A 19,601-nucleotide genomic window follows, 5' to 3' on the forward strand; every position below is an offset into this window, starting at 1 on the left:
TCATGTGCTTACGGGATTAAGGTTGCTCGAGCAGGAAAGATTCGATGATGCGCAGCGGGAGTTCAATCTCGCCATCGAGTTGGATCCCAAGTTCTCGATGGCCTACTCGGGGCTGGGGATCGTACATGCCATGAAGGGAGACTTCAAGACGGCGTATGCGCAGATGGAAAAAGCGGAAGACTACATGAAGGAAAACCAGGAAAAGCTGGACTATCATGTGGGTATGATACGGATTTTGTCCGCCGAGCGGGGTGAGGACTGGGTGGACAAGGTCGAGAGTCAATTCAAGAAAGCGACAAAGGTGGACGAGAATTATGCGCCTGCCTACTACTTTACGGGTCTGGCCTACCGAAAGGCCTACGAATTCGGAAAGGCCGCGGACATGTTCACCAAAGTCATCGAGCTGAACGGCCCTTACGTGACCGAGGCGAACGACGAATGGAAGCTCGTGCAGAAGATCCAACGTGCGGCTCCGGGTACGATCATCGGCAAGAAAATCGCCCTGATAGACAAAATGACGAGGGCGGACGTGGCGGCCTTGTTTATTCAGGAGCTTAAACTGGCGGAGTTGTACAAGAGCAGAGGTCGAAAGGACTTTGATACCTCTTATAAGTCTCCGGAAAAGAAGTTTGTTACTGAAACCATTGTAAAGATGGATGAAGCCACCGATATTCAGGACCATCCGCTGAAGACGGATATCGACGAAGTGATGAAGATCGGCGTGCGGGGACTGGAAGCCTATCCGGACCACACGTGGCATCCCAACGAACTCATCAACCGCGCGGAATACGCCATCATGATTGAGGATATCCTCATTAAGTTGACCGGAGACGATAGCCTTGCCACCGAGTTTGTGGGCAGTAAGTCTCCTTTTCCGGATCTGCGGAGCGACTTGCCCTATTTCAACGCAGTGATGGTCGTAACCTCCCGAGGCGTTATGGAGGCGGAAAGCCTGGCCACGGGCGAGTTCAATCCGTTGGGATCCATTGACGGCGCCGACGCGCTGCTCGTTATACGAAAACTGAAAAACGTGCTCAAGATCTAGGGCTTCCCGGAGGCGTCGACCAGACGCCTCCGGTACATTTTTGCCGGTTCCCCCAATCCGGGCGCGCCGGAAAAAACGGGAACCACGGAAACGCGTGCTCCATCGAATGGGAAAGACCTCCCGGATTCCGTCAGGAGGGGTTTTCCCGGATATCCTGTGAATGAACGCTACGAGGCTGCGAGGACGATGATCATGAAAAGGTCGAAAAAGGGTTGGCTCATACAAATGGTTCTGCTTGTCCTGCTAGTGAACGGATTCGCCTTTGCGGGAGATGAACCGTTCGACCTGGAGATCGAGGGCGTTGAGGCCAAAGTGAACCTGCTGCAGGGGAAGGCGGACGTGCAGCGGGCGAAAGAGGAGATCTCGAATCCACTGAGCGAGGGTGACGTGGTATCACACGGGGATACCGTAAAGACGCATTCCGGCTCTCGTATCGAGCTGTTGCTCGCAGACGGAAGCTTCACTCGTTTTGACGAAGAGACCAGTTTTCGCATTCAAAGCCTGGAGGTGGACACGAAAGCAGAGGAGCGGGACATTAAACTCAAACTTCTCGCGGGTAAGACGTGGGCCAAAGTAAAATCGTTCACAGGAGCGAAGAACAATTTCGAGATGTACACCGCGTCGGCTGTGGCCGGGATTCGGGGCACGACTTATCGGATAAACGAAGATCCGAGCCAAGGGACGCTGGTCCGTGTGTATGAAGGGGAGATCAAGGTTTGGTCCGCACCCCGGGAAGTCGGCGGCCCGGGGCAGGTGGGCGCGCCCGGAATAGCGAGCGGCGCACCGGGTCAGGTGGCCGCTCCGAAACCGGCGGGAGCGCCTCGGGAAGTCGCAGGCCCGGAAAGCGTATCCAAGCCCGGTACGGTCGGAGGCCCTGGAGCGGTCGCGGGTCCGGGTGAAGTAAGTATGATGGAATGGGTGTATCTGGTTCGCGCCATGCAGCAGATCACCATCACACCGGACGGCCGGCCCACGAGGCCCCGTACCTTTACAGAGGCGGAGGACAAGAACGATTGGGTATTGTGGAATCAGGAACGGGACCGGCTGGCGGACAGGTAGCGAACGGGCCGGACTATCGAGAGTTCCGATTACGTTGAACTTCCGTCTGCAGGCAACGCATGCTCATCCCAGGGCCTTCCCGTCCCCGTCTTGAGATGGGACCGCGGATTGCTCCTTCTCCAAGGGGAGGCCTCCGTATCATCCGGCGAAAAGCGTGAATACCTGTGACGTCCGGCCTGCAGCGCGCCAAGCCGGATCACGCAATGTTTTGAAACACCGCGATGGGGCGGAGACCCTCTCCCCCACCTTCACAGCCTAAACCCACCCTGTAAGCCGTTCGGGCCGGCGTCGATTATAGTCATCTTCAAATAGTGCATTGAGATTCGAAGCTCAATCCTGTCCTACCTGCCGGAGACGCATGAAGATACTTCCGAAAATCGAGCTGATGATTGATGTAGAAGATATCGGATCAGATTCGCTTTCCCTGATTTCGGACGTATGGAGGAACCGTTTGGGGTCCGTGGAAGGCAGATCGACTCCCGTACCTCATTAAGCTTTTCGGCGACTATAACGTACAAAGCCATAAGGTATTTCGATTGAATATGTTGATGGATGATGAATAAGGAACTTCACAGAGAGCCTCCGGCGAAATCGTCTATCGACAATAGAGAATACCTTTCATGCAAATCACAATCCTTGCATGCAAGCGTTTTGGTGGCGCTGAAATAAAGCGGGTCATTGCCCTTGCGAGGGTGATACAATCGAGAAAGAAAGGTTTTACCGGAATACCCGCGTATAACTTTAAATTCCGTCGCGGCGTAACAGTAATGAGAAAGGGCTTGATATTGCCCGAGTTTTTCGGTAAAATTAATTTCGCAATGCATTACATCCATCCGACCTTCACCCGCCGGCTTGTGACGTCGCGAGGCTAGCCTCGAAAAAAGGTGAGCCGAAGGGACGCGATCCACGAAGAGAAGGGCTCCCGAGACGGCGTTGAACGGCCATCGGGAATGACCCGATGGCCGGAAAAGGCTATACGGGCGGCTGTTGATGCCCGTATGTTGGGTACGTGATTCAATTTCCAAGACAAAGCGCGCAGGAGATGCCCTGCGGGGTGATCAAACTCACCAACAGGAGTAGGGTTATGAGGTCAAGGTACGTACTACGGGTTTTCATCACCATGGCGATGTTTTGTCTCATCTCTGCGGCGGTCCAGGCGTCGGTTTCCGTTCCGGACATCTCGGCATGGGACCATACCGTGGTGGTTATCGACTGTGAAGCGGCGGCCGTCGCTCCTCCATCCTTCGGGCAGGTTCAGGCGGCGGGCGCCAATACGTACGGGCAGGTCGGTAATACCACCACTACCAACGCGGCGGCCTTTGGGGCAATTCAGACGGGCACTCCGGCGGCGCCCATTGAATCCATCGTGGCCGTGGCTGCTGGAGAACGCCACACGTTGATGCTCGATCGAAACGGGGTCGTTTGGGTTACCGGAACCATTTTCCCGACTCAAAGCGGCGGCCAGGCACAGTATTTGAAAGCGGTTCCACTGACGTTTATCACCGAAGTGACCGCCATCGCCGCGGGCAGATTCTTTTCCCTCTTCCTTACGTCGGATGGCTCTCTGTACGGCTTTGGAATCAACACGAACGGGGAATTGGGTCAGAGCAATCGCGTATCGTCGGCCGTCCCGGTTCTGATCAAGACCGGCGTGAAGTACGTTGCCGCCGGATGGGAGCATGCCGCGGCCATCGATACGAGCGGCGGCCTCTGGGTCTGGGGCGACAACAGCTTCGGACAGCTGGGCGACGGCACGCTCGCGGATAACCTGTTTCCCAGGCTTTTGGCAACGGAAGTCAAGGACGTGGCGCTGGGGTACGGGTTTACTCTCTACCTGATGAACGACGGCACGGTGAAATCCGTGGGCCGGAACGATCTCGGGCAGCTGGGCTTAGGAAACACCACCAATACGTCCTTCGCCCAAACCGTGACCGGCCTGGCTCTGGCTAACCCGGGCGCCGAGGTGGTCCAGCTGGCGGCCGGCGGATTCCATGCCATGGCCTTGTATGATGACGGAGAGATCTTCTCCTGGGGAAATAACGAGTTCGGACAGCTCGGAAACAACGCGTGGGGACCCGGAATATTCGAGACCCTCCCGGTTCAAGTAGTGGCGGGTGCATTAGCGCCTGCGAAAAAGATCGCGGCCGGAACGGCTCATTCGATCGCTGTTGCCGAGCAAAGCACTTGTTCGAGAGGCGCCGTCTACACCTGGGGATCCAACAGTGTGAACCAGCTCCCCTTTTCGGCTCTCCATTCCGGTGCATTCTCGGAGATTCCGGTGGATCAGGGCATTTTGAACTGTCAGAACTTGCACGTCCAACTTTCAGACGAGGAATGTACGGCGGTGTCCACGTCGGTGATCTTCGAGGTGGAAGTCGTCAAAGTGCCCCACAACGTGGGCAAGGTCGCTCTCGATGTGTCCTATCCGACGAATTGCCTGACCTATAATCACTTCGACACGACCGGCCTGGCCTTGGAAAACTGGCTGAACGTCGCCGTCACGGAACCCGGCGGACCAGGCACAAGTCCCATCCGCATACTGGCGAATACGGGTACGGGCGTCCTCAAAGGCCCCACCATACTCGCCGATTCCTCGGCCACCTTGTTGCAGCTGGTTTTCGACGTAGATGATTGCTGCTGCGATACGCTCGAACTGAGTCTGCTGGCCGATGCGGTCACCACTGACCTCGAGGCCTTATGCTGGAAGAACGGCTCTCTGGGCAGAGCCCCCATCATCAGTGAGTTCACGGCCAACGATGCCGCCTCCGTAACGGTGGATCCGGGAGACGAGGTCGTGTTGGCGTGGACCGTGGATTCCAATGCTCCGGACGCGGCTCCTTCCCCTTCGGACACGGATACGGCGGTATTCCTGAATCCCAACCCCGACGGCGTGGACCAGTCACCCATGCTGGGACTTACGGGAACCAAATCGGATTTTCCGCTAACCACGACGGAATACTATCTTCTGGCATTGAACCCCTGCTCCGCCGCCAAGGCCAAGGCTACGGCCAACATTCCGGGCTCGGCGAATTTGCCTCCCACGGCGGTGATTTCGGTCTCCCCGTCCCCGTCCGTGGCGCAGGGTACGCTTGTTACCCTCAGCGGCGCCAATTCCAGCGATCCGGAAAGCGGTCCTCTTACGTATGCCTGGTCCGTAGCGTCCAATACCACCGGAATTCCGGTGTCCCTCAGCAGCAACACCGGTGTGACGACGACTTTCACCGCTCCCGCCAACGGGGGCACTGTCGGCATACGCTTAATTGTAACGGACAATATGGGCGCCCTCAGTTCACCCGTTACGGTGAGCATCGCCATTCAGTCCGTAACGCCTCCACCGCCGCCGCCGGCGAACAATCCGCCCACGGCCAATGCGGGACCGGACCTGACGGTGGCCTCCGGCGGCACGGTGACCCTGAACGGGTCCGGCTCCGATCCGGATGGCGATTCGATCACGTATCTCTGGAGCATTGTGTCCGGGGGAGGGTCCATTACCAACAGCACTCAGGCCGCCGCCACGTATAACGCCCCCGTGGTCACTGCGAACGCCTCGGCCACGATTCAACTGCGGGTTACCGACAGCAAGGGGGCATCCGGGACGGATGGAACGTTCGTGGGCGTTCTTGCCGCGGGTACGCAGACCAACAATCCCCCGACCGCGGTTGCGGGACCGGATCAGACGGTATCCGTGGGTCAGCTCGTCACTCTGAACGGGAGCGGCTCATCGGATCCCGACGGCGATGCCCTGGCTTACCATTGGGGGCTCGTGGGCGGTCCGGTGGTTACACTGTCCAACGGGAGCGCGGCCATAACCACCTTCACGGCCCCGAACGTACCGGCTCCGGGCGCGACCATTCTCTTCGAGCTGACCGTAGCCGACACTAAAGGAGCTATCGGCAAGGATGGACTGGGCATTACCGTGCTTCCGGTTACTCCTCCTCCGCCGGCCAATGAGCCGCCGGTCGCCGTGGCCGGCGCGGATCAGGCGGTACTCGAGGGAGGCGCCGTTATCCTGGATGGTTCCTTTTCCTCGGATCCCGACGGAGACAGCCTCACATACCAGTGGCAGATCCTGGACGGTGGAGACGGAATAACGATTAACAACTCCGATACCGCCGTGGCATGGTTCACTGCACCGTCCGTTCCGGAGGGATCGCCTGCGGACGGCATCATTCTTCCCGTCTTGCTGACGGTAAGGGATCCTTTGGCAGCCAGCGGCCAGGATGGTCTCGCCGTGCGGGTGTTGCCCACCGGCAACTACGCCCTCACGCAGATGGACGGCATTTACAAAGACACACCGCCCAACGGCATGACCGCTCAGGCGGCCGGCATGAACGCGTACTTCCAGACGTATAAGGATGGAAGGGCGCTAGTGGTGATGACGCCGGACGCGAACACATTCTACGTGTTCGGCGACGATACGTATGCAGACGGTATTAACAACCAGGCGGACATGACCGGGTCCGGAGCTACCTTGACGTGGACAAACGAGTCCAACGATCAGGCCGGCGCCGTTCTCACCATTGGCGGCTCGCCGCAGAGCTACACGTTCTATAAGCACTTTGAGGCTCCGGACTCGGGCAGCACGCTCGACGGCCTGCTCAAGCAGGCGCCGCTCATCGCCGTTTACGCCCAAACCTATAGCCAGCATTCCGCGATCCTTATTTTCTCCCCGGATCTGACCACGTTCTACGCCTTTCTGGACGAAGACTGGCAGGACGGCATCGCTGTCACCAATGATCTGGGGAACCACGGTCACACCCTCGTGATGACGGAGATCGCTCCTTTTGTCTACTCCGCCCTCATTGTTCCGGGCGACGGGGGAAGTCCGACGAACTTCAACAACATCGGGACGATCGTGTCTTCTCCCACGGTGAACTACCCGTGATCGCACGGATCTGAATACCGAACCCCACAAGAGGAACAGCCCCGGCATCTTTGCCGGGGCTGTTCTTTCTTGGGGAAGCAGGCTCTGTCGATGCGCAGTTCCGCACCCCTGTACATATCCCGATTCCGGGAAGGAGGTCGTACCCCGTCGGGTGTGATTCAGGAGGGCTTCAGTGTATCGAGCAATTTCCGGGTTTCTTCGTCCGTGAGAGGTTCTATTCGGTGATAAGCGGATCGGGAACACGTGGGCACGGCAACGATCGTCTTGTCGGGCTGCCGGCGTTCCACCAGGCGGAGGGCCGTGTTCATGGTCACCCCGGATGCCAAGCCGTCATCCACCAGAATAACGGTGCGCCCTTTCAAATCGGGAGGGGCGGCGTCCGGTCCATAGACCCGAAGGCGTTCCCGAACACTGTGGAGCGCCTTTTCCGTCTGGGTTCGCACCTGGTCTTCGGTTAACCCTAACTGGCGTACCAATGGATCGTTCAACAATACCGATCCGTCCGATCCAACGGCCCCGAAGCCCGCTTCCGTATTCCATGGAATCTGTATTTTTCGAACGATGAGGAGAGAAAGCGGAAGCATCAATTCTTTTGCGATGGGAACGGCTACTGCAACGCCTCCGTTCGGGATGGCCAGAATTATGGAGTCGGAATCGATCCGGGGCTTCAGGAGTTCCGCCAGAACGTGGCCTGCGTGCGCTCGGTCCTTATATCCGGGTAAGTCCAAAACGCTTTCCTCCTCGAGGGTTCGATACGCCTCAAAGGGTGATCCCAATCCGGGGAAAGAAGTTTCCGGGCACGAGCGCTAGCCGCCGGCCGGTCTACTGAGTTCCCGAGCCATTACTTCCCGGTTGTATGTAGCGATGATCGCGTTCTCTTCGAGTACGCCGATGACTTTTTTCGGATCTTCGACTTTAACCACAGGCAACTGGGATATGCCTTTGATGCCCATCTTTTTGAGTACATCTTCCAGGGTGTCGTTAGGAGTGACGGTGATCACGTTTCTGGTCGCCACATCCCGTGCGATGATGAGGTGCCCCAGTTCCTCCTCCTGCAGCACGGCGCGTACGTCCCGAAAGGAAATAATTCCGGCAAGTTCGTCTTGATCGTCAATCACCTGCAGGTAAGAAGCATTGGTTCTTTTGAATGTTTCAATGATATCGACAAGATACATGCTTTCAGGAACGGCGTGCGGATGGGTCAGTATAACGTCCTGAACCCTGAGTTGCCTGAGGATGCTGCGTTCACGGCCCATGTGCAGCTCAACGCCTCTCCTCAGGAGCTTGATGTTGTAGATATTCCCTTTTTTCAGTGCGCCGGCCAAAAGGGCGGCGGTGATGCAGGAGATCATGAGGGGGAGAATGATCTGATACTGGGAGGTGAGTTCGAATAAAATAAGGATGGCCGTGATCGGAGCATGCGTGGTTGCAGCGACAACGGCTCCCATGGCTACCAGCGCATATGCGCCGCCGGTCGCCGTGAGATCGGGGAATAAGGAATGCACTACCTGGCCGAACCACCCGCCGGCCATGGCTCCTATCATAAGCGACGGCGCAAAAACACCTCCGGACATGCCGCTCCCGATGGTGATGGATGTAGCCGCAATCTTTACAAAAATGAGTGTAAACAGAATCGTTGCAGCAAGCTTGTTGGTCAGGGAAAGGTCAATGGCTCCATATCCCACGCCGAAGACCTGAGGGAACACGATCAGCATGCACCCCACAATCGCTCCCCCGAGAATAGGTTTCAGGTATTCCGGGATGGGAACCTCATCAAAGAGGTCCTCGCTTTTATACAGGATTGTAACGAACAAAATAGCTACGAGAGCGGCCACGATTCCCAGTGCGAAATAGAGGGGGTATTCATAGTAACTGACCACTTCATAGTGCGGTACGGCAAATGCGGGAAAATTGCCGAAATGGTACCTGGAAATGATCGTTGCCGTTACGGAAGACAGGACGATTGGACTGAACGTTGAAACCCCAAAATCCCCCAGAAGAATCTCGAGGGCGAACAGTACTCCCCCGAGGGGAGCGTTGAACGTGGCGGCTATTCCGGCCGCCGCGCCGCATCCTACAAAGGTGCGCTGGCGGTCCCGCGACACTCGGAGGATCTGACCGACGCTCGATCCCACCGATGAACCGATCATGGCAATGGGACCTTCCCTGCCTACGGATCCGCCGCCTCCGATGGAAATGGCGGAGGCCAGGATTTCAGCAAAAGCCACCCGTCTGCGTATCACGCCGCCTTTCAGCGCCACGGCTTCCATTACTTCGGGCACCCCGTGGCCTTTGGCCTCGCGCGCCCAGAAATGAACGAGAGGGCCGACGATGGCTCCGGCAAGAGCCGGCATTGCAATCTTGATATAGAAAGGGACTTCGGCTGCAAACTGGAGAAAATCGGAGCCGTTCTGATAAAATAGAAATTGAACCCCGCGGATCAGGTGCCTGAACAATACGGCGCCATATCCACCCAAGATACCGATAATGATGGCTAAAAGGGAGGTTATGATATGTTCGTTTATGTGGCGATAGCTGCTAATCCGCCCCCAAATTCTGCCTGAAAAAGCCGCCACTCCGCTCGTCCTTAAGTTTTGTTCGCTGTATACTGGTGTGCAGGCGTCGCTTGAAAGCCGGGTCAGGGTATGAAGCCCCAACGGTTTGGGCACAACCTAGCCATTTTTTTCGGGGATCGTCAAACGTTAATTCCAGAGAACTTGAAACCGGATAGGTCCCGTTGATGAAACCGGACACCATGAGGTCGAACGGCTCACCTCCTGTCCGGATAAGGCCCCACAAAGAGATCGCTTCTCGAGTGGAATTGCAGGTAGTTTCATTTTGCGCGGCGTAAAGAAGACCCGTTGGAGGGAGGAGTTGAACCATGGAGCCATTTCCGAAACATCCGAAGATCTATGAGATCAACACCCGTAGCTGGATCAACGCATTGTCAAATAGTCTCGGCGGAAGAACGACACTATCATCGGTTCCTCAAGAGTATTGGAAAAACCTGAAAGCGTTGGGCATGGACCTGGTCTGGCTCATGGGCGTGTGGCTTCCAAGCCCGGGAAGTGTTGCGATCGCACGAGCCCTTCCGGAGCTGAAACTGAGCTACTCGGAAGCGCTGCCCGATTGGACGCCCGACGACGTAGTGGGCTCACCCTACGCCGTGGCGGGTTATTCACTTAATCCTTTGCTGGGAACGGACGAGGATTTAATCCGTCTGCGGAAGAAGTTGGAACGCGAGGGCCTGGGATTGATCCTGGATTTTGTCCCCAATCATACGGCCCTCGATCATCCTTGGGTGGCCGGCCATCCGGAGCGATACGTTTGGTGGGAGCGCCATTTGTCCGGAAGCGAGAAATACGCTGTCCGCAGAGTTATTGCGCCTCGCCCGTTATTGCGATGGACTCCGCTGCGACATGGCGATGCTCCCTCTGAACGAGGTCTTTTCACGGACATGGGGCGCCTGGATGAAACAGGCGAGGAAACCCGCACCTGAAGCGGAATTCTGGAAAGAAGTGTTGAGCCCTTTGAAGGATAGGTATCCGGGGTTCATTCTCATAGCTGAGGCGTATTGGGGTATGGAATCGGATCTGCTGGATCTGGGCTTCGATTATGCTTACGACAAAGCGGGCTACGATCACCTTCGCAGGTCGGATATGATGGCCTTCAAACAGGACCTTTCAAACGAGGGCGTACGATGCGCCCGCATGGTTCGTTTCCTGGAAAACCATGACGAAGAACGTATGGCTACGGCGTTTCCTTTGGAGGGGAGGAGAAGCGCCGCCGTGATCCACGCGACTTCGCCGGGGATGAAGCTGTTTCATCACGGCCAACTGGAAGGTCTGCGGAAGAAGGCGCCGGTCCAGTTGGGGCGACAACCCGATGAACCCGTGGACGGGCCCTTCCGCACCTTTTATCAGGGGCTGCTGAAACTAACCGGAGAATCTGTGTTCCGTCAAGGGGAGTGGAGGGCCCTCCCGGTGAGTGCGGCCTTCGAAGGGGACGAAGGTTATCGTCCCATCGTGGCGTTTGCCTATAGTTGGAAGAGCGCCAGAGCGGTGATCGCGGTGAATCAGGGCTCCGTGGATGCCTCCGGTTATCTTCTGTTTCCTGAGGGATACTGGCGGGATCGGTCGGAAATACGCCTGCTGGATCGTCTGAGCGAGCCGGAGGCTCTGTACGTGCGTGAGAGAGGAGAACTGGAAACCCGAGGGCTCTATGTGAAGCTCGGACCCTACGGTTTTCACTTTCTTGCGGCCTCGCCCTGAGCGTATTCGCCCGGCATTGACATCCTTACGGATTCGGAAGGGAAGATACATAGCCGACGCCGGCCGGAGGCAAGGACTTCGTTCATCCCCCGGCGTCAGCGTCCGTTGTAGATCTGATACAGATGTTCCTGGACCACCTGAAGAGGAGCCATTCTCAGGAACAAGTTGAGTCCCAGGACCAGGACAAAGAAGTCGTCGATCTGGGAAATCAGCGGTCTGAAAAAATCCGGCAACAGATCCGTGGGAACGATCACGTAGAGTATCGCGAAAGCAGGAATGAGTTTGATCAGAAAGGGCACCCGCCGATCCTTGATCAAGCGGTAGGTCAGTTTCAAATAGACCGGAGACAATACTCTGAGCAATAAAAGAGGGTTGAATTTGAGGCTCACCAGTGGGTCTTCCTCCGGGGAAGGTCTTTGCGTAACGATACGCCGGTCCGCCAAGGCTCGCGTGAGGCGGATCCAGCCTTTTCCGGCTGTTTCGATACGGATCTCATGATGTCACGGCCGCAGGCAAAATGCAATGTTGAAAAGCCGGTGACCGTATTGTGGGAGAAATCCCGGAAGGGTGCGGTCAGCTTCGGAAAGTGTGTGGGGAAGTCCTCTTCATAAATGCGTCCGGACTGTTACACGAGGGCTCGTACAAATTCCGGTTCGAGCAGGGAATTGAAGTTCCGGACAAACCGGAGCCCATGGATTGAACCGGCTTCCTCGGGTGATTCTGAACTTCTGAGATTCACTCAGTTTCATCAAGTGAAGGGTCCGCTTTCAGGAAATGGAGGCCGGACCGGCAAGAACATCAAAATCTCCGGTAGCATAAATAACCTTTCAATGTCCCCCGGCTTTGTCTATTGTTCGGTTGGAGGTCGTAAACCGAAACGGACTTTCCCTGATGCGGAGCCAAGTCTGTTTGGACCCCTCTTTCCGAACCGAATCGGCTTCCACACCTGGCAGGATGCAAGGCCTCGTGAAACCGTCTTCAATTTCGGGATGTCGGAATTGAGCGCCGTCTCAGCCCTATTGAATAGTTCCTATGTATGACGAGAGGTAGCCCGATGAAACGTCTTATCGGAATTTGTTCCATTTTCATGACGTTCGCATGGTTTCTGGTGTTTCCATCCTGGATGTATGCGGCATCTTCCGAAGCGGAAGGACCGTTTTGCAGCGATCCCGTAGCGCCCGGCATAAGTCGCTCCGTCCGAATGCTGCCCAAAAAGGATCCGTGGCAACCCGGAACCCCTGTCCGTGAAATACTCACGCGGCGTGGAACGGATGAAATCACGCCGGCCCCGGGTGAAGCTGAATCCGTATCCGTTCGAGGCATGAAGCCGCCCGAAGGCCTGGATTCCACTTTGGCGCAGTCCATACGGGCGAGCGTGATTCTCAACTTCGAGGGCAATTCCTTCACAGGATATGTACCTCCGGACCCCGTGGGCGAAGTGGGGCCCAACCACTATGTCCAGATGGTCAATACGGCCTTCTCCATTTTTGACAAAGGGGGAAACCTGCTGGCCGGTCCCACCGAGATCAAAGAGCTGTGGACGGGGCAGGGGAATGACTGCGAGCTCTACGGGGACGGGGATCCCATTGTTTTGTATGATCCTCTGGCGGATCGCTGGTTGTTGGCCGAACTGTCTCTCGGCGCAGTTCCGTTCGCTCCACCCTGGCATATGAGCGTGGCTGTATCCCGGACGCCGGATCCAACGGGTGAGTACTTCCTGTACTGCTTCGAGATTACGGATGCGTTTCCGGATTACCCCAAGTTCGGCGTCTGGCGGGACGCCTACTATATGAGCACCAACGACGGCATCCCGCAAGTCGGAGCGTACGCGTTCGACCGGGCCGGAATGCTTGCCGGACAGCCCGCTACATTTCAGAAGTTCGTGGTGGACCGCAATTTTATGCTGCCCGGCGATCTGGATGGTCCGACTCCTCCTCCCGTGGGTTCCCCGAACTACTTCTACACGTTTATGGACGATTCGTTTTGGCCGTCCATGGGATTCCCGGGAGTGGATCGGCTGGAGGTTTGGGAATACCGCGTGGACTTCGACAACCCCGGCAATTCGGCGTTCGTTCAAACGGCCTCCTTGCCTACGGAACCGTTCGACTACACGGTTTGCGGCTTTTTCGACCTCTCCTGCGTTCCCCAGCCGGGCGGCGGAGAGTCCGTCGACGCTGTGTCGGAATGGCCCATGTGGCGTTGCCAGTATCGGAATTTCGGATCCTATGAAGTGCTGGTCGGCAACTTCACAGTGGATGTGGATGGTACGAACCACGCGGGCATCAAATGGTTCGAACTCCGCAAGGCCGGTGGAGGAACCTGGCGCATCCACCAGGAGGGTCTCCATGCGCCCGATGCCGATCATCGTTGGATGGGAAGTATTGCCATGGACGGCTCGGGTGCTATAGCATTGGGATACAGCGTTACGGGGGAGACGGTTTTTCCTTCCATTCGATTCGCTTATCGAGTGGCGGGCGACCCTCCCGGAACGCTTAGAGAAGAGGTGGAACTGATCACCGGCGGCGGAGCGCAGCTGTCCGGGTTCAGTCGGTGGGGCGATTACAGCTCGATGAACGTCGATCCGTCCGACGACGGTACGTTCTGGTATACGAATGAGTACTACGCCGAGTCCTCCTCCAACAATTGGCAAACGCGCATAGGGGCTTTCCGCGTTCAGACGTTCAGGGAATCCGCTGCGCTGAACGAAATTCAACCCGTTCCCACCACCGGCGCCTGGGGTGGAGCGGCGCTGTTCCTTCTGTTCGGCGGCGTTGCCGCCCAGCTGTTGAGAAGAAAGAAATAATCCGGAGCAAGGGAATCTGAACCCGGCGTTCAGAGGACTGTCTCGGTATTATTTGCATTCTCGAAGGGGGGCCTTCCCCCTGAAACCGTTATGAGGAATGATCCATTTCCCGCAAGTTCGAAGCACGTTGAAAGCGAACCTCTCTTCGTTGGGACTGTTTTCAGCTTGCGGGTATGCCATGGGCACGGACGCTGACGATGTGAGGTGTCGCTTATGAGGTATCCCGACATAAAGACGATGTTACCCGGGCCGCGGGCTGCGGCCCTGATCGACACGGATCGAAGAGTTGTTTCCCCTTCTTATACACGCACGTATCCTTTGGTTGTGGAACAGGGCGAGGGCCTATGGGTGAGGGACGTGGACGGCAATACGTTCCTCGATTTCACGGCGGGAATAGCCGTTTGCTCGACCGGACACTGCCATCCGGAAGTGGTTCAAGCCATAAAGAATCAGGCGGACCGGCTGCTGCACATGTCCGGTACGGATTTCTATTATCCGCCTCAGATCCGATTGGCCGAGACCTTCGACCGATTAGCCCCCTGGCCGGGCCGAGGCTGCAAAGTCTACTTCGGGAATTCGGGAGCAGAGGCTGTCGAGGCGGCTTTCAAGCTTGCACGCTGGCACACGCGTCGCGAGCTGAATATCGCTTTTTTCGGTGCGTTCCATGGAAGGACCATGGGGGCTCTTTCGCTGACCGCCAGCAAAGCCGTCCAGCGAAAGCATTACTACCCTTTGGTGCCGGGCATTACCCATATCCCGTATCCCTACTGTTACAGGTGTCCATATCATCTGGCGTATCCGGCATGCGAAATCGCCTGCGTAACCTGGCTCGAGGACACGCTGTTCAAGACCATTCTTCCGCCGGAGGAGGTGGCGGCCATCTTCGTGGAGCCGATACAGGGCGAGGGAGGGTACATCGTTCCTCCGCTCGAGTTCCACGGGAAGCTGCAGCGGGTGGCCCGGAACTACGATATTCTCTATGTGACCGACGAGGTGCAGTCCGGGATGGGACGCACCGGAAAGATGTTCGCCATGGAGCATTTCGGAGTGATTCCGGACATGATCGCCATAGCCAAGGGTGTGGCCTCCGGAATGCCTCTGGGAGCCATGCTGGCCGGGTCGGACATCATGGACTGGGCGGCGGGGTCTCATGCGTCCACGTTTGGCGGGAATCCGGTTTCCTGCGCAGCCGCTCTGGCAACCATCCGGTTACTCGAAGCCGGTCTCATGGCTAATGCTACGGCCATGGGAGAGCGACTTATGAACGGTTTACGGGAAATCCAGAAATCCGTTGAGTGTGCGGGTGACGTCCGGGGCATGGGACTTATGGTCGGCGTAGAACTCGTGAAGGATCGTGTTCGCAAGGAACGGGCGGTCGAGTGGCGCAACGGCGTGATTCAGACGGCCTTTCGAAAAGGGTTGCTTCTTTTGGGCTGCGGAGAGAACACCATCCGCTTTTGTCCGGCTCTCACGGTCAATTCGGAAGAGATCGACGTGTGTCTGACTATTTTTGAAGAGGCGCTTAAGGAAGTGGTTGGGTAAAAACGGCACAAACCATCAGGGGAAACATCATGAAAGGATTGTTTGACAGACTGGGTTTGTCCGAATCAGTCTCCGGAGTGGGCACCGGAACCTGGCTGCAGGGGTGCGGTCCCGCAGTTCAATCCGTCTGTCCGATCGACGGCCAGCCCATGGGCCTGGTGCGGCAGGCATCCGAAGAGGAATACGAGAGCGTGGTAAAAGCGGCTCGCGAAGCGTTCGAATACTGGAAAAACCTGCCCGCGCCCAAGCGCGGCGACATCATACGGCAGATCGGCGAGAGAGTCAGAAGTCGAAAGTCCGATCTGGGGGCGCTCGTCAGTCTGGAGGTGGGTAAAATCCGGGCGGAAGGCAATGGGGAAGTCCAGGAAATGATCGATATATGCGACTTCTCCGTGGGACAATCGAGGATGTTGTATGGGTTCACCATGCATAGCGAACGTCCCGGCCATCGCATGTATGAACAATGGCATCCGCTGGGGCCCGTTGGAGTTATTACGGCCTTCAATTTTCCGGTGGCCGTATGGGCCTGGAATGCAATGATCGCCCTGGCCGCCGGGAACACGGTCATCTGGAAGCCTTCCAGTAAAGCGCCCTTATGCGCGGTAGCGTTAATGAACATTACTTCCGAGGTATTCAAGAAGAATGGATTGCCGGACGGCATTCTGAACCTGATCGTCGGCCCTCGAGATACCATAGGAGAACGTCTGATATCGGACCGGCGCATCCCCCTGATTTCAGCCACGGGAAGCGTTCCAATGGGCCGGCGCATTGCGAGCACCGTGGCTTCCCGCCTGGGAAAAACCATACTCGAACTCGGAGGAAACAACGCGGTTATCGTGACTCCGAGCGCGGACCTGGACTTGGCCGTGCGTGCGGTGCTGTTCGGAGCAGTGGGTACGGCCGGACAGAGGTGCACCACCACACGAAGGGCCATCGTGCACAAGGATGTGTTCGAAGCGTTCTCGAAAGCCCTCGAACATGCCTATCGGCAGGTGCCTATCGGAAATCCGCTGGACGAAGGCATCCTCATGGGGCCGTTGATCGAGCGTGAAGCCCTGGTTGCCATGCAAAACGCCCTCGAGACGATCGAACGTCAGGGGGGACGGGTGCTGTATGGGGGAGAGGAATTGAGCGGCGACGCCTATAAGGGTGGAGCCTATGTCACACCCTGCATTTGCGAGGCCGGACCGGATCTCCCGATCCTGAAGGAAGAGGTATTCGCTCCGATTTTGTACCTCATACCGTACGAAACCTTGGAAGAGGCCATTCACATTCATAACAACGTGCCCCAGGGCCTGTCTTCGGCCATTTTCACCAATGATCTCAGGGAATCCGAACGGTTCCTGAGCCACCTTGGAAGCGACTGCGGTATCGCCAACGTGAACGTCGGTACTTCCGGCGCTGAAATCGGCGGGGCCTTCGGTGGGGAGAAAGATACCGGTGGGGGACGGGAATCGGGCTCCGACGCCTGGAAAGCCTACATGCGCCGTCAAACCAACACGATCAACTGGTCCGGGGAATTGCCTCTGGCTCAGGGTATACGATTCGAGGTTTCATGACGTAATGGGACTCAGGTTCATAGACGGGAACGAGGCCGTTGTTCTGGGCGCTTTGTATGCGGGGTGTCGGTTCTTTGCCGGGTATCCCATCACTCCGGCGAGCTCGATACTCGAAGGCATGGTCGAGGCGCTACCACCTTTGGGAGGCATTGCCGTCCAGGGGGAAGACGAGATCGCTTCCATCGGATACTGTCTGGGAGCCTCGATGGCGGGCATGAAGGCCATGACGGCCACGTCGGGTCCAGGCATCAGTTTGTACAGCGAAAACATCTCGTTTGCCATAGGCAGCGAAATTCCCATTGTGATTGTTAACGTGATGCGACAAGGACCATCCACCGGATCGGCAACCAGGGCTGCGGACGGCGATATTCAATTTATGCGCTGGGGACAAAGCGGCGGTCTGCCCGTCATTGTCCTGGCTCCCGCGGATGCGCACGATTGTTTCACTCTGACCGTTCACGCGTTTAACCTTGCGGAACGATTTCGATGTCCGGTGTTTCTGGCGTCCAACAAGGAAATCGGTCTGACCCGGGAAACGGTTCAAATGGAGCGTCTGGAAAGACCCGAAGTGCTGAATAGAACCCGGCACACGTCCGGCGACTTCGTTCCGTTCGCGGTTCATTCCGGCCGAGATGTACCGGATTTCCTCCCTATAGGGGGCGCCGTACCGGTCCGTCAGACATCCTCGACTCACGGGAAAGACGGCTACATAACGGTGGATCCGGAAGAGATTCAGGCCTCCATGGAGCGACTCAAGAAGAAAGTGGAGTCCCAGGTGGATGCCTTCACGTTCTTCGATCTGGAGCAGCGGGAACGCTCGAAGACTCTGGTCATCACCTATGGAGCAACGAGTCGGGCTGTTCGCGCGGCTTGCAGGCGTCTGGACGATCGAGGCATTCCCGTTTCGCTCCTCGTACTTAAGACGCTCTGGCCCGTACCGGAACGGTTGATCGCCCGAGTAGCGAAGGAAAACGAAGGTCGAATCCTCGTCGTGGAAATGAATCTGGGTCAGTACGTTTCTGAAATCCAAAGGATAGTGTGCGACAGGAAGGTGGACTTTCTTGGAAGAATGTGCGGCCGGTTGATTTCTCCGGACGAGATTATGTGGGAACTATTGGATGAATAGTCTGATCAATCAAAGCCGACCGCCCATGTTCTGTCCGGGTTGCTCCCACGACCGGAGCGTGCGGGCTCTGGACAGGGCCCTGGGAAATCTTCAGGTGGGACCTGCTGACGTGGCTATCGTGTCCGACATAGGGTGTTCGGGCCTTTTTGACGTGTTTTTCAGCACCCATGCGTTTCACGGACTGCACGGAAGAGCTCTGACCTATGCTGCGGGCATCAAGCTTGCTCAACCCGGTCTGAAGGTAGTGGTCACCATGGGAGACGGAGGATTGGGCATCGGAGGCGCCCACCTGTTGGCGGCCTGCCGCCGGAACCTGGATCTGACTCTCCTGGTGTTGAACAATTTTAATTTCGGTATGACCGGCGGCCAATTTTCGTGCACCACGCCTCCGGAAGCCGGCGTTGGGCCGGGTTTCTTGAACTGTGTCGAGCGCCCCATGGATGTCGGTTCCGTTGCCGTGGCGGCGGGCGCGCCTTACGTTACGAGATGTTCGGTGCACGAGAAAGATCTGGCCGCTAAGATACAAGCGGCAATAGAGTTTGAAGGGTTCTCTCTGGTGGATATATGGGGCGGCTGTCCCGGACGATACATGAAGCGGAATCCCGCTTCACCCGAACATCTCGAAGCCCGGTTGAAGGAACTCCCGCCGCTCGATGGCCCGGTGTCCAAAAATTCCAGGCAGGAATACGGACGCCGGTACCGCGAATATTGCGGTTCAGCCGAGTTTACTTTGGACACTCGGGGGATTGAGCCGAGAGCCGTCCGTCCGTTTTCGGGCCGCCGCGAATTCGTGTTTCTAGGCGCGGCGGGCGATCGTATTCAATCCGCCGGATCATTACTGGCCTCCGCGGCCATGCACGCGGGTCTTCATGCAGCCCAGAAAAACGAGTACAACATTACGGTCTTGCGCGGGCCATCCGTTTCGGAAGTGATCCTTTCCACGGAAGCCATCGATTACACTGGGATAGAGTGTCCCGATGTCGTGGTGGTGCTGGCCGAGGAAGGTTTGGGGCGAAGAAAAGATGTCATCGAAAAGATCTCCCCGCCGTGCCGGGTGATCAGGGACTCGAGTGTGGAGATGAACCTGCCCGGGGAACAGGCTCACGTTCTGGACGTGAACTTCAAAGCCTATGGCATAAAGAAAGAAGAAAAGGCTTTATCGGCGTTGTTTCTGATGGCCCGGTTGGGAGACATGGTAACGAACGAGATGCTCGATATGGCGCTCTCGGAGGAGTATAGCGGAGCCCGACTCGAGAGTGCTAAAGACCTTCGGAATCGAACCTCCGACATTCCGTTGCAGCTATCGTGAAA

The 19,601-nt window shown here is 57.0% G+C and carries 13 protein-coding genes; 10 read left to right on the top strand and 3 right to left on the bottom strand.

The features are described 5' to 3' along the window. From HY788_17245 to HY788_17255, 3 genes are all read left to right on the top strand, one after another. On the top strand, window positions 1-1,045 hold a 1,045-nt coding region (locus tag HY788_17245), incomplete at its 5' end, for a hypothetical protein (protein MBI4775891.1). 192 nt (window positions 1,046-1,237) lie between these two features. Continuing rightward, entirely contained in the window at window positions 1,238-2,104 is an 867-nt protein-coding gene (locus tag HY788_17250; protein MBI4775892.1) for a FecR domain-containing protein, read from the top strand. A gap of 1,084 nt (window positions 2,105-3,188) precedes the next feature. Next, window positions 3,189-6,989, top strand: coding sequence for a hypothetical protein (locus HY788_17255; protein ID MBI4775893.1), 3,801 nt, complete (start codon window positions 3,189-3,191; stop codon window positions 6,987-6,989). A gap of 158 nt (window positions 6,990-7,147) precedes the next feature. Here the strand turns inward: HY788_17255 and HY788_17260 are convergent, their stop codons facing one another. Beyond that, on the bottom strand, window positions 7,148-7,717 hold the full coding sequence (locus tag HY788_17260) for a phosphoribosyltransferase (protein MBI4775894.1): 570 nt from the start codon (window positions 7,715-7,717) through the stop codon (window positions 7,148-7,150). 78 nt (window positions 7,718-7,795) lie between these two features. Next, entirely contained in the window at window positions 7,796-9,565 is a 1,770-nt protein-coding gene (locus HY788_17265; protein MBI4775895.1) for a chloride channel protein, read from the bottom strand. Between the two features lie 305 nt (window positions 9,566-9,870). Between HY788_17265 and HY788_17270 the strand changes: the two genes are divergently transcribed. Continuing rightward, the gene (locus HY788_17270) at window positions 9,871-10,488 is read left to right on the top strand and encodes a hypothetical protein (GenBank protein MBI4775896.1); all 618 of its coding nucleotides are present in this window, start codon (window positions 9,871-9,873) and stop codon (window positions 10,486-10,488) included. Next, entirely contained in the window at window positions 10,460-11,260 is an 801-nt protein-coding gene (locus HY788_17275; protein MBI4775897.1) for a hypothetical protein, read from the top strand. Before HY788_17270 ends, HY788_17275 begins: the two co-directional genes overlap by 29 nt. Before the next feature lie 95 nt (window positions 11,261-11,355). Here HY788_17275 and HY788_17280 read toward each other — a convergent pair whose 3' ends face one another. Continuing rightward, window positions 11,356-11,649: a DUF1232 domain-containing protein gene (locus HY788_17280; protein MBI4775898.1), complete on the bottom strand. Its 294-nt coding sequence runs from the start codon at window positions 11,647-11,649 to the stop codon at window positions 11,356-11,358. 665 nt (window positions 11,650-12,314) lie between these two features. On the opposite strand from HY788_17280, the gene HY788_17285 reads away from it, so the two are divergent. The 5 genes from HY788_17285 (at window position 12,315) to HY788_17305 (ending at window position 19,599) form a co-directional block, all read left to right on the top strand. Next, complete coding sequence (locus HY788_17285; GenBank protein ID MBI4775899.1) at window positions 12,315-14,063, top strand: hypothetical protein; 1,749 nt, start codon at window positions 12,315-12,317, stop codon at window positions 14,061-14,063. A gap of 213 nt (window positions 14,064-14,276) precedes the next feature. Continuing rightward, a complete protein-coding gene (locus tag HY788_17290) occupies window positions 14,277-15,605 on the top strand; it encodes an acetyl ornithine aminotransferase family protein (protein MBI4775900.1) in 1,329 nt (442 codons plus the stop codon). Between the two features lie 29 nt (window positions 15,606-15,634). Beyond that, entirely contained in the window at window positions 15,635-17,164 is a 1,530-nt protein-coding gene (locus tag HY788_17295) for an aldehyde dehydrogenase family protein (GenBank protein MBI4775901.1), read from the top strand. A gap of 4 nt (window positions 17,165-17,168) precedes the next feature. After that, window positions 17,169-18,290, top strand: coding sequence for a pyruvate flavodoxin/ferredoxin oxidoreductase (locus HY788_17300; protein MBI4775902.1), 1,122 nt, complete (start codon window positions 17,169-17,171; stop codon window positions 18,288-18,290). Then, entirely contained in the window at window positions 18,283-19,599 is a 1,317-nt protein-coding gene (locus HY788_17305; GenBank protein ID MBI4775903.1) for a 2-oxoacid:acceptor oxidoreductase family protein, read from the top strand. The genes HY788_17300 and HY788_17305 overlap by 8 nt, the downstream gene beginning before the upstream one ends. Window positions 19,600-19,601: the final 2 nt, after the last annotated feature.

It is taken from the genome of Deltaproteobacteria bacterium (assembly GCA_016208165.1).
GTDB lineage: Bacteria > Desulfobacterota > Desulfarculia > JACQYL01 > JACQYL01 > JACQYL01.

Excerpts from the sequence above, each read along its gene's own strand:
- HY788_17250 (MBI4775892.1), top strand. The coding sequence starts at position 1,238 with ATGAAAAGGTCGAAAAAGGGTTGGCTCATACAAATGGTTCTGCTTGTC.
- HY788_17255 (MBI4775893.1), top strand. The coding sequence starts at position 3,189 with ATGAGGTCAAGGTACGTACTACGGGTTTTCATCACCATGGCGATGTTT.
- HY788_17270 (MBI4775896.1), top strand. The coding sequence starts at position 9,871 with ATGGAGCCATTTCCGAAACATCCGAAGATCTATGAGATCAACACCCGT.
- HY788_17275 (MBI4775897.1), top strand. The coding sequence starts at position 10,460 with ATGAAACAGGCGAGGAAACCCGCACCTGAAGCGGAATTCTGGAAAGAA.
- HY788_17285 (MBI4775899.1), top strand. The coding sequence starts at position 12,315 with ATGAAACGTCTTATCGGAATTTGTTCCATTTTCATGACGTTCGCATGG.
- HY788_17290 (MBI4775900.1), top strand. The coding sequence starts at position 14,277 with ATGAGGTATCCCGACATAAAGACGATGTTACCCGGGCCGCGGGCTGCG.
- HY788_17295 (MBI4775901.1), top strand. The coding sequence starts at position 15,635 with ATGAAAGGATTGTTTGACAGACTGGGTTTGTCCGAATCAGTCTCCGGA.
- HY788_17300 (MBI4775902.1), top strand. The coding sequence starts at position 17,169 with ATGGGACTCAGGTTCATAGACGGGAACGAGGCCGTTGTTCTGGGCGCT.
- HY788_17305 (MBI4775903.1), top strand. The coding sequence starts at position 18,283 with ATGAATAGTCTGATCAATCAAAGCCGACCGCCCATGTTCTGTCCGGGT.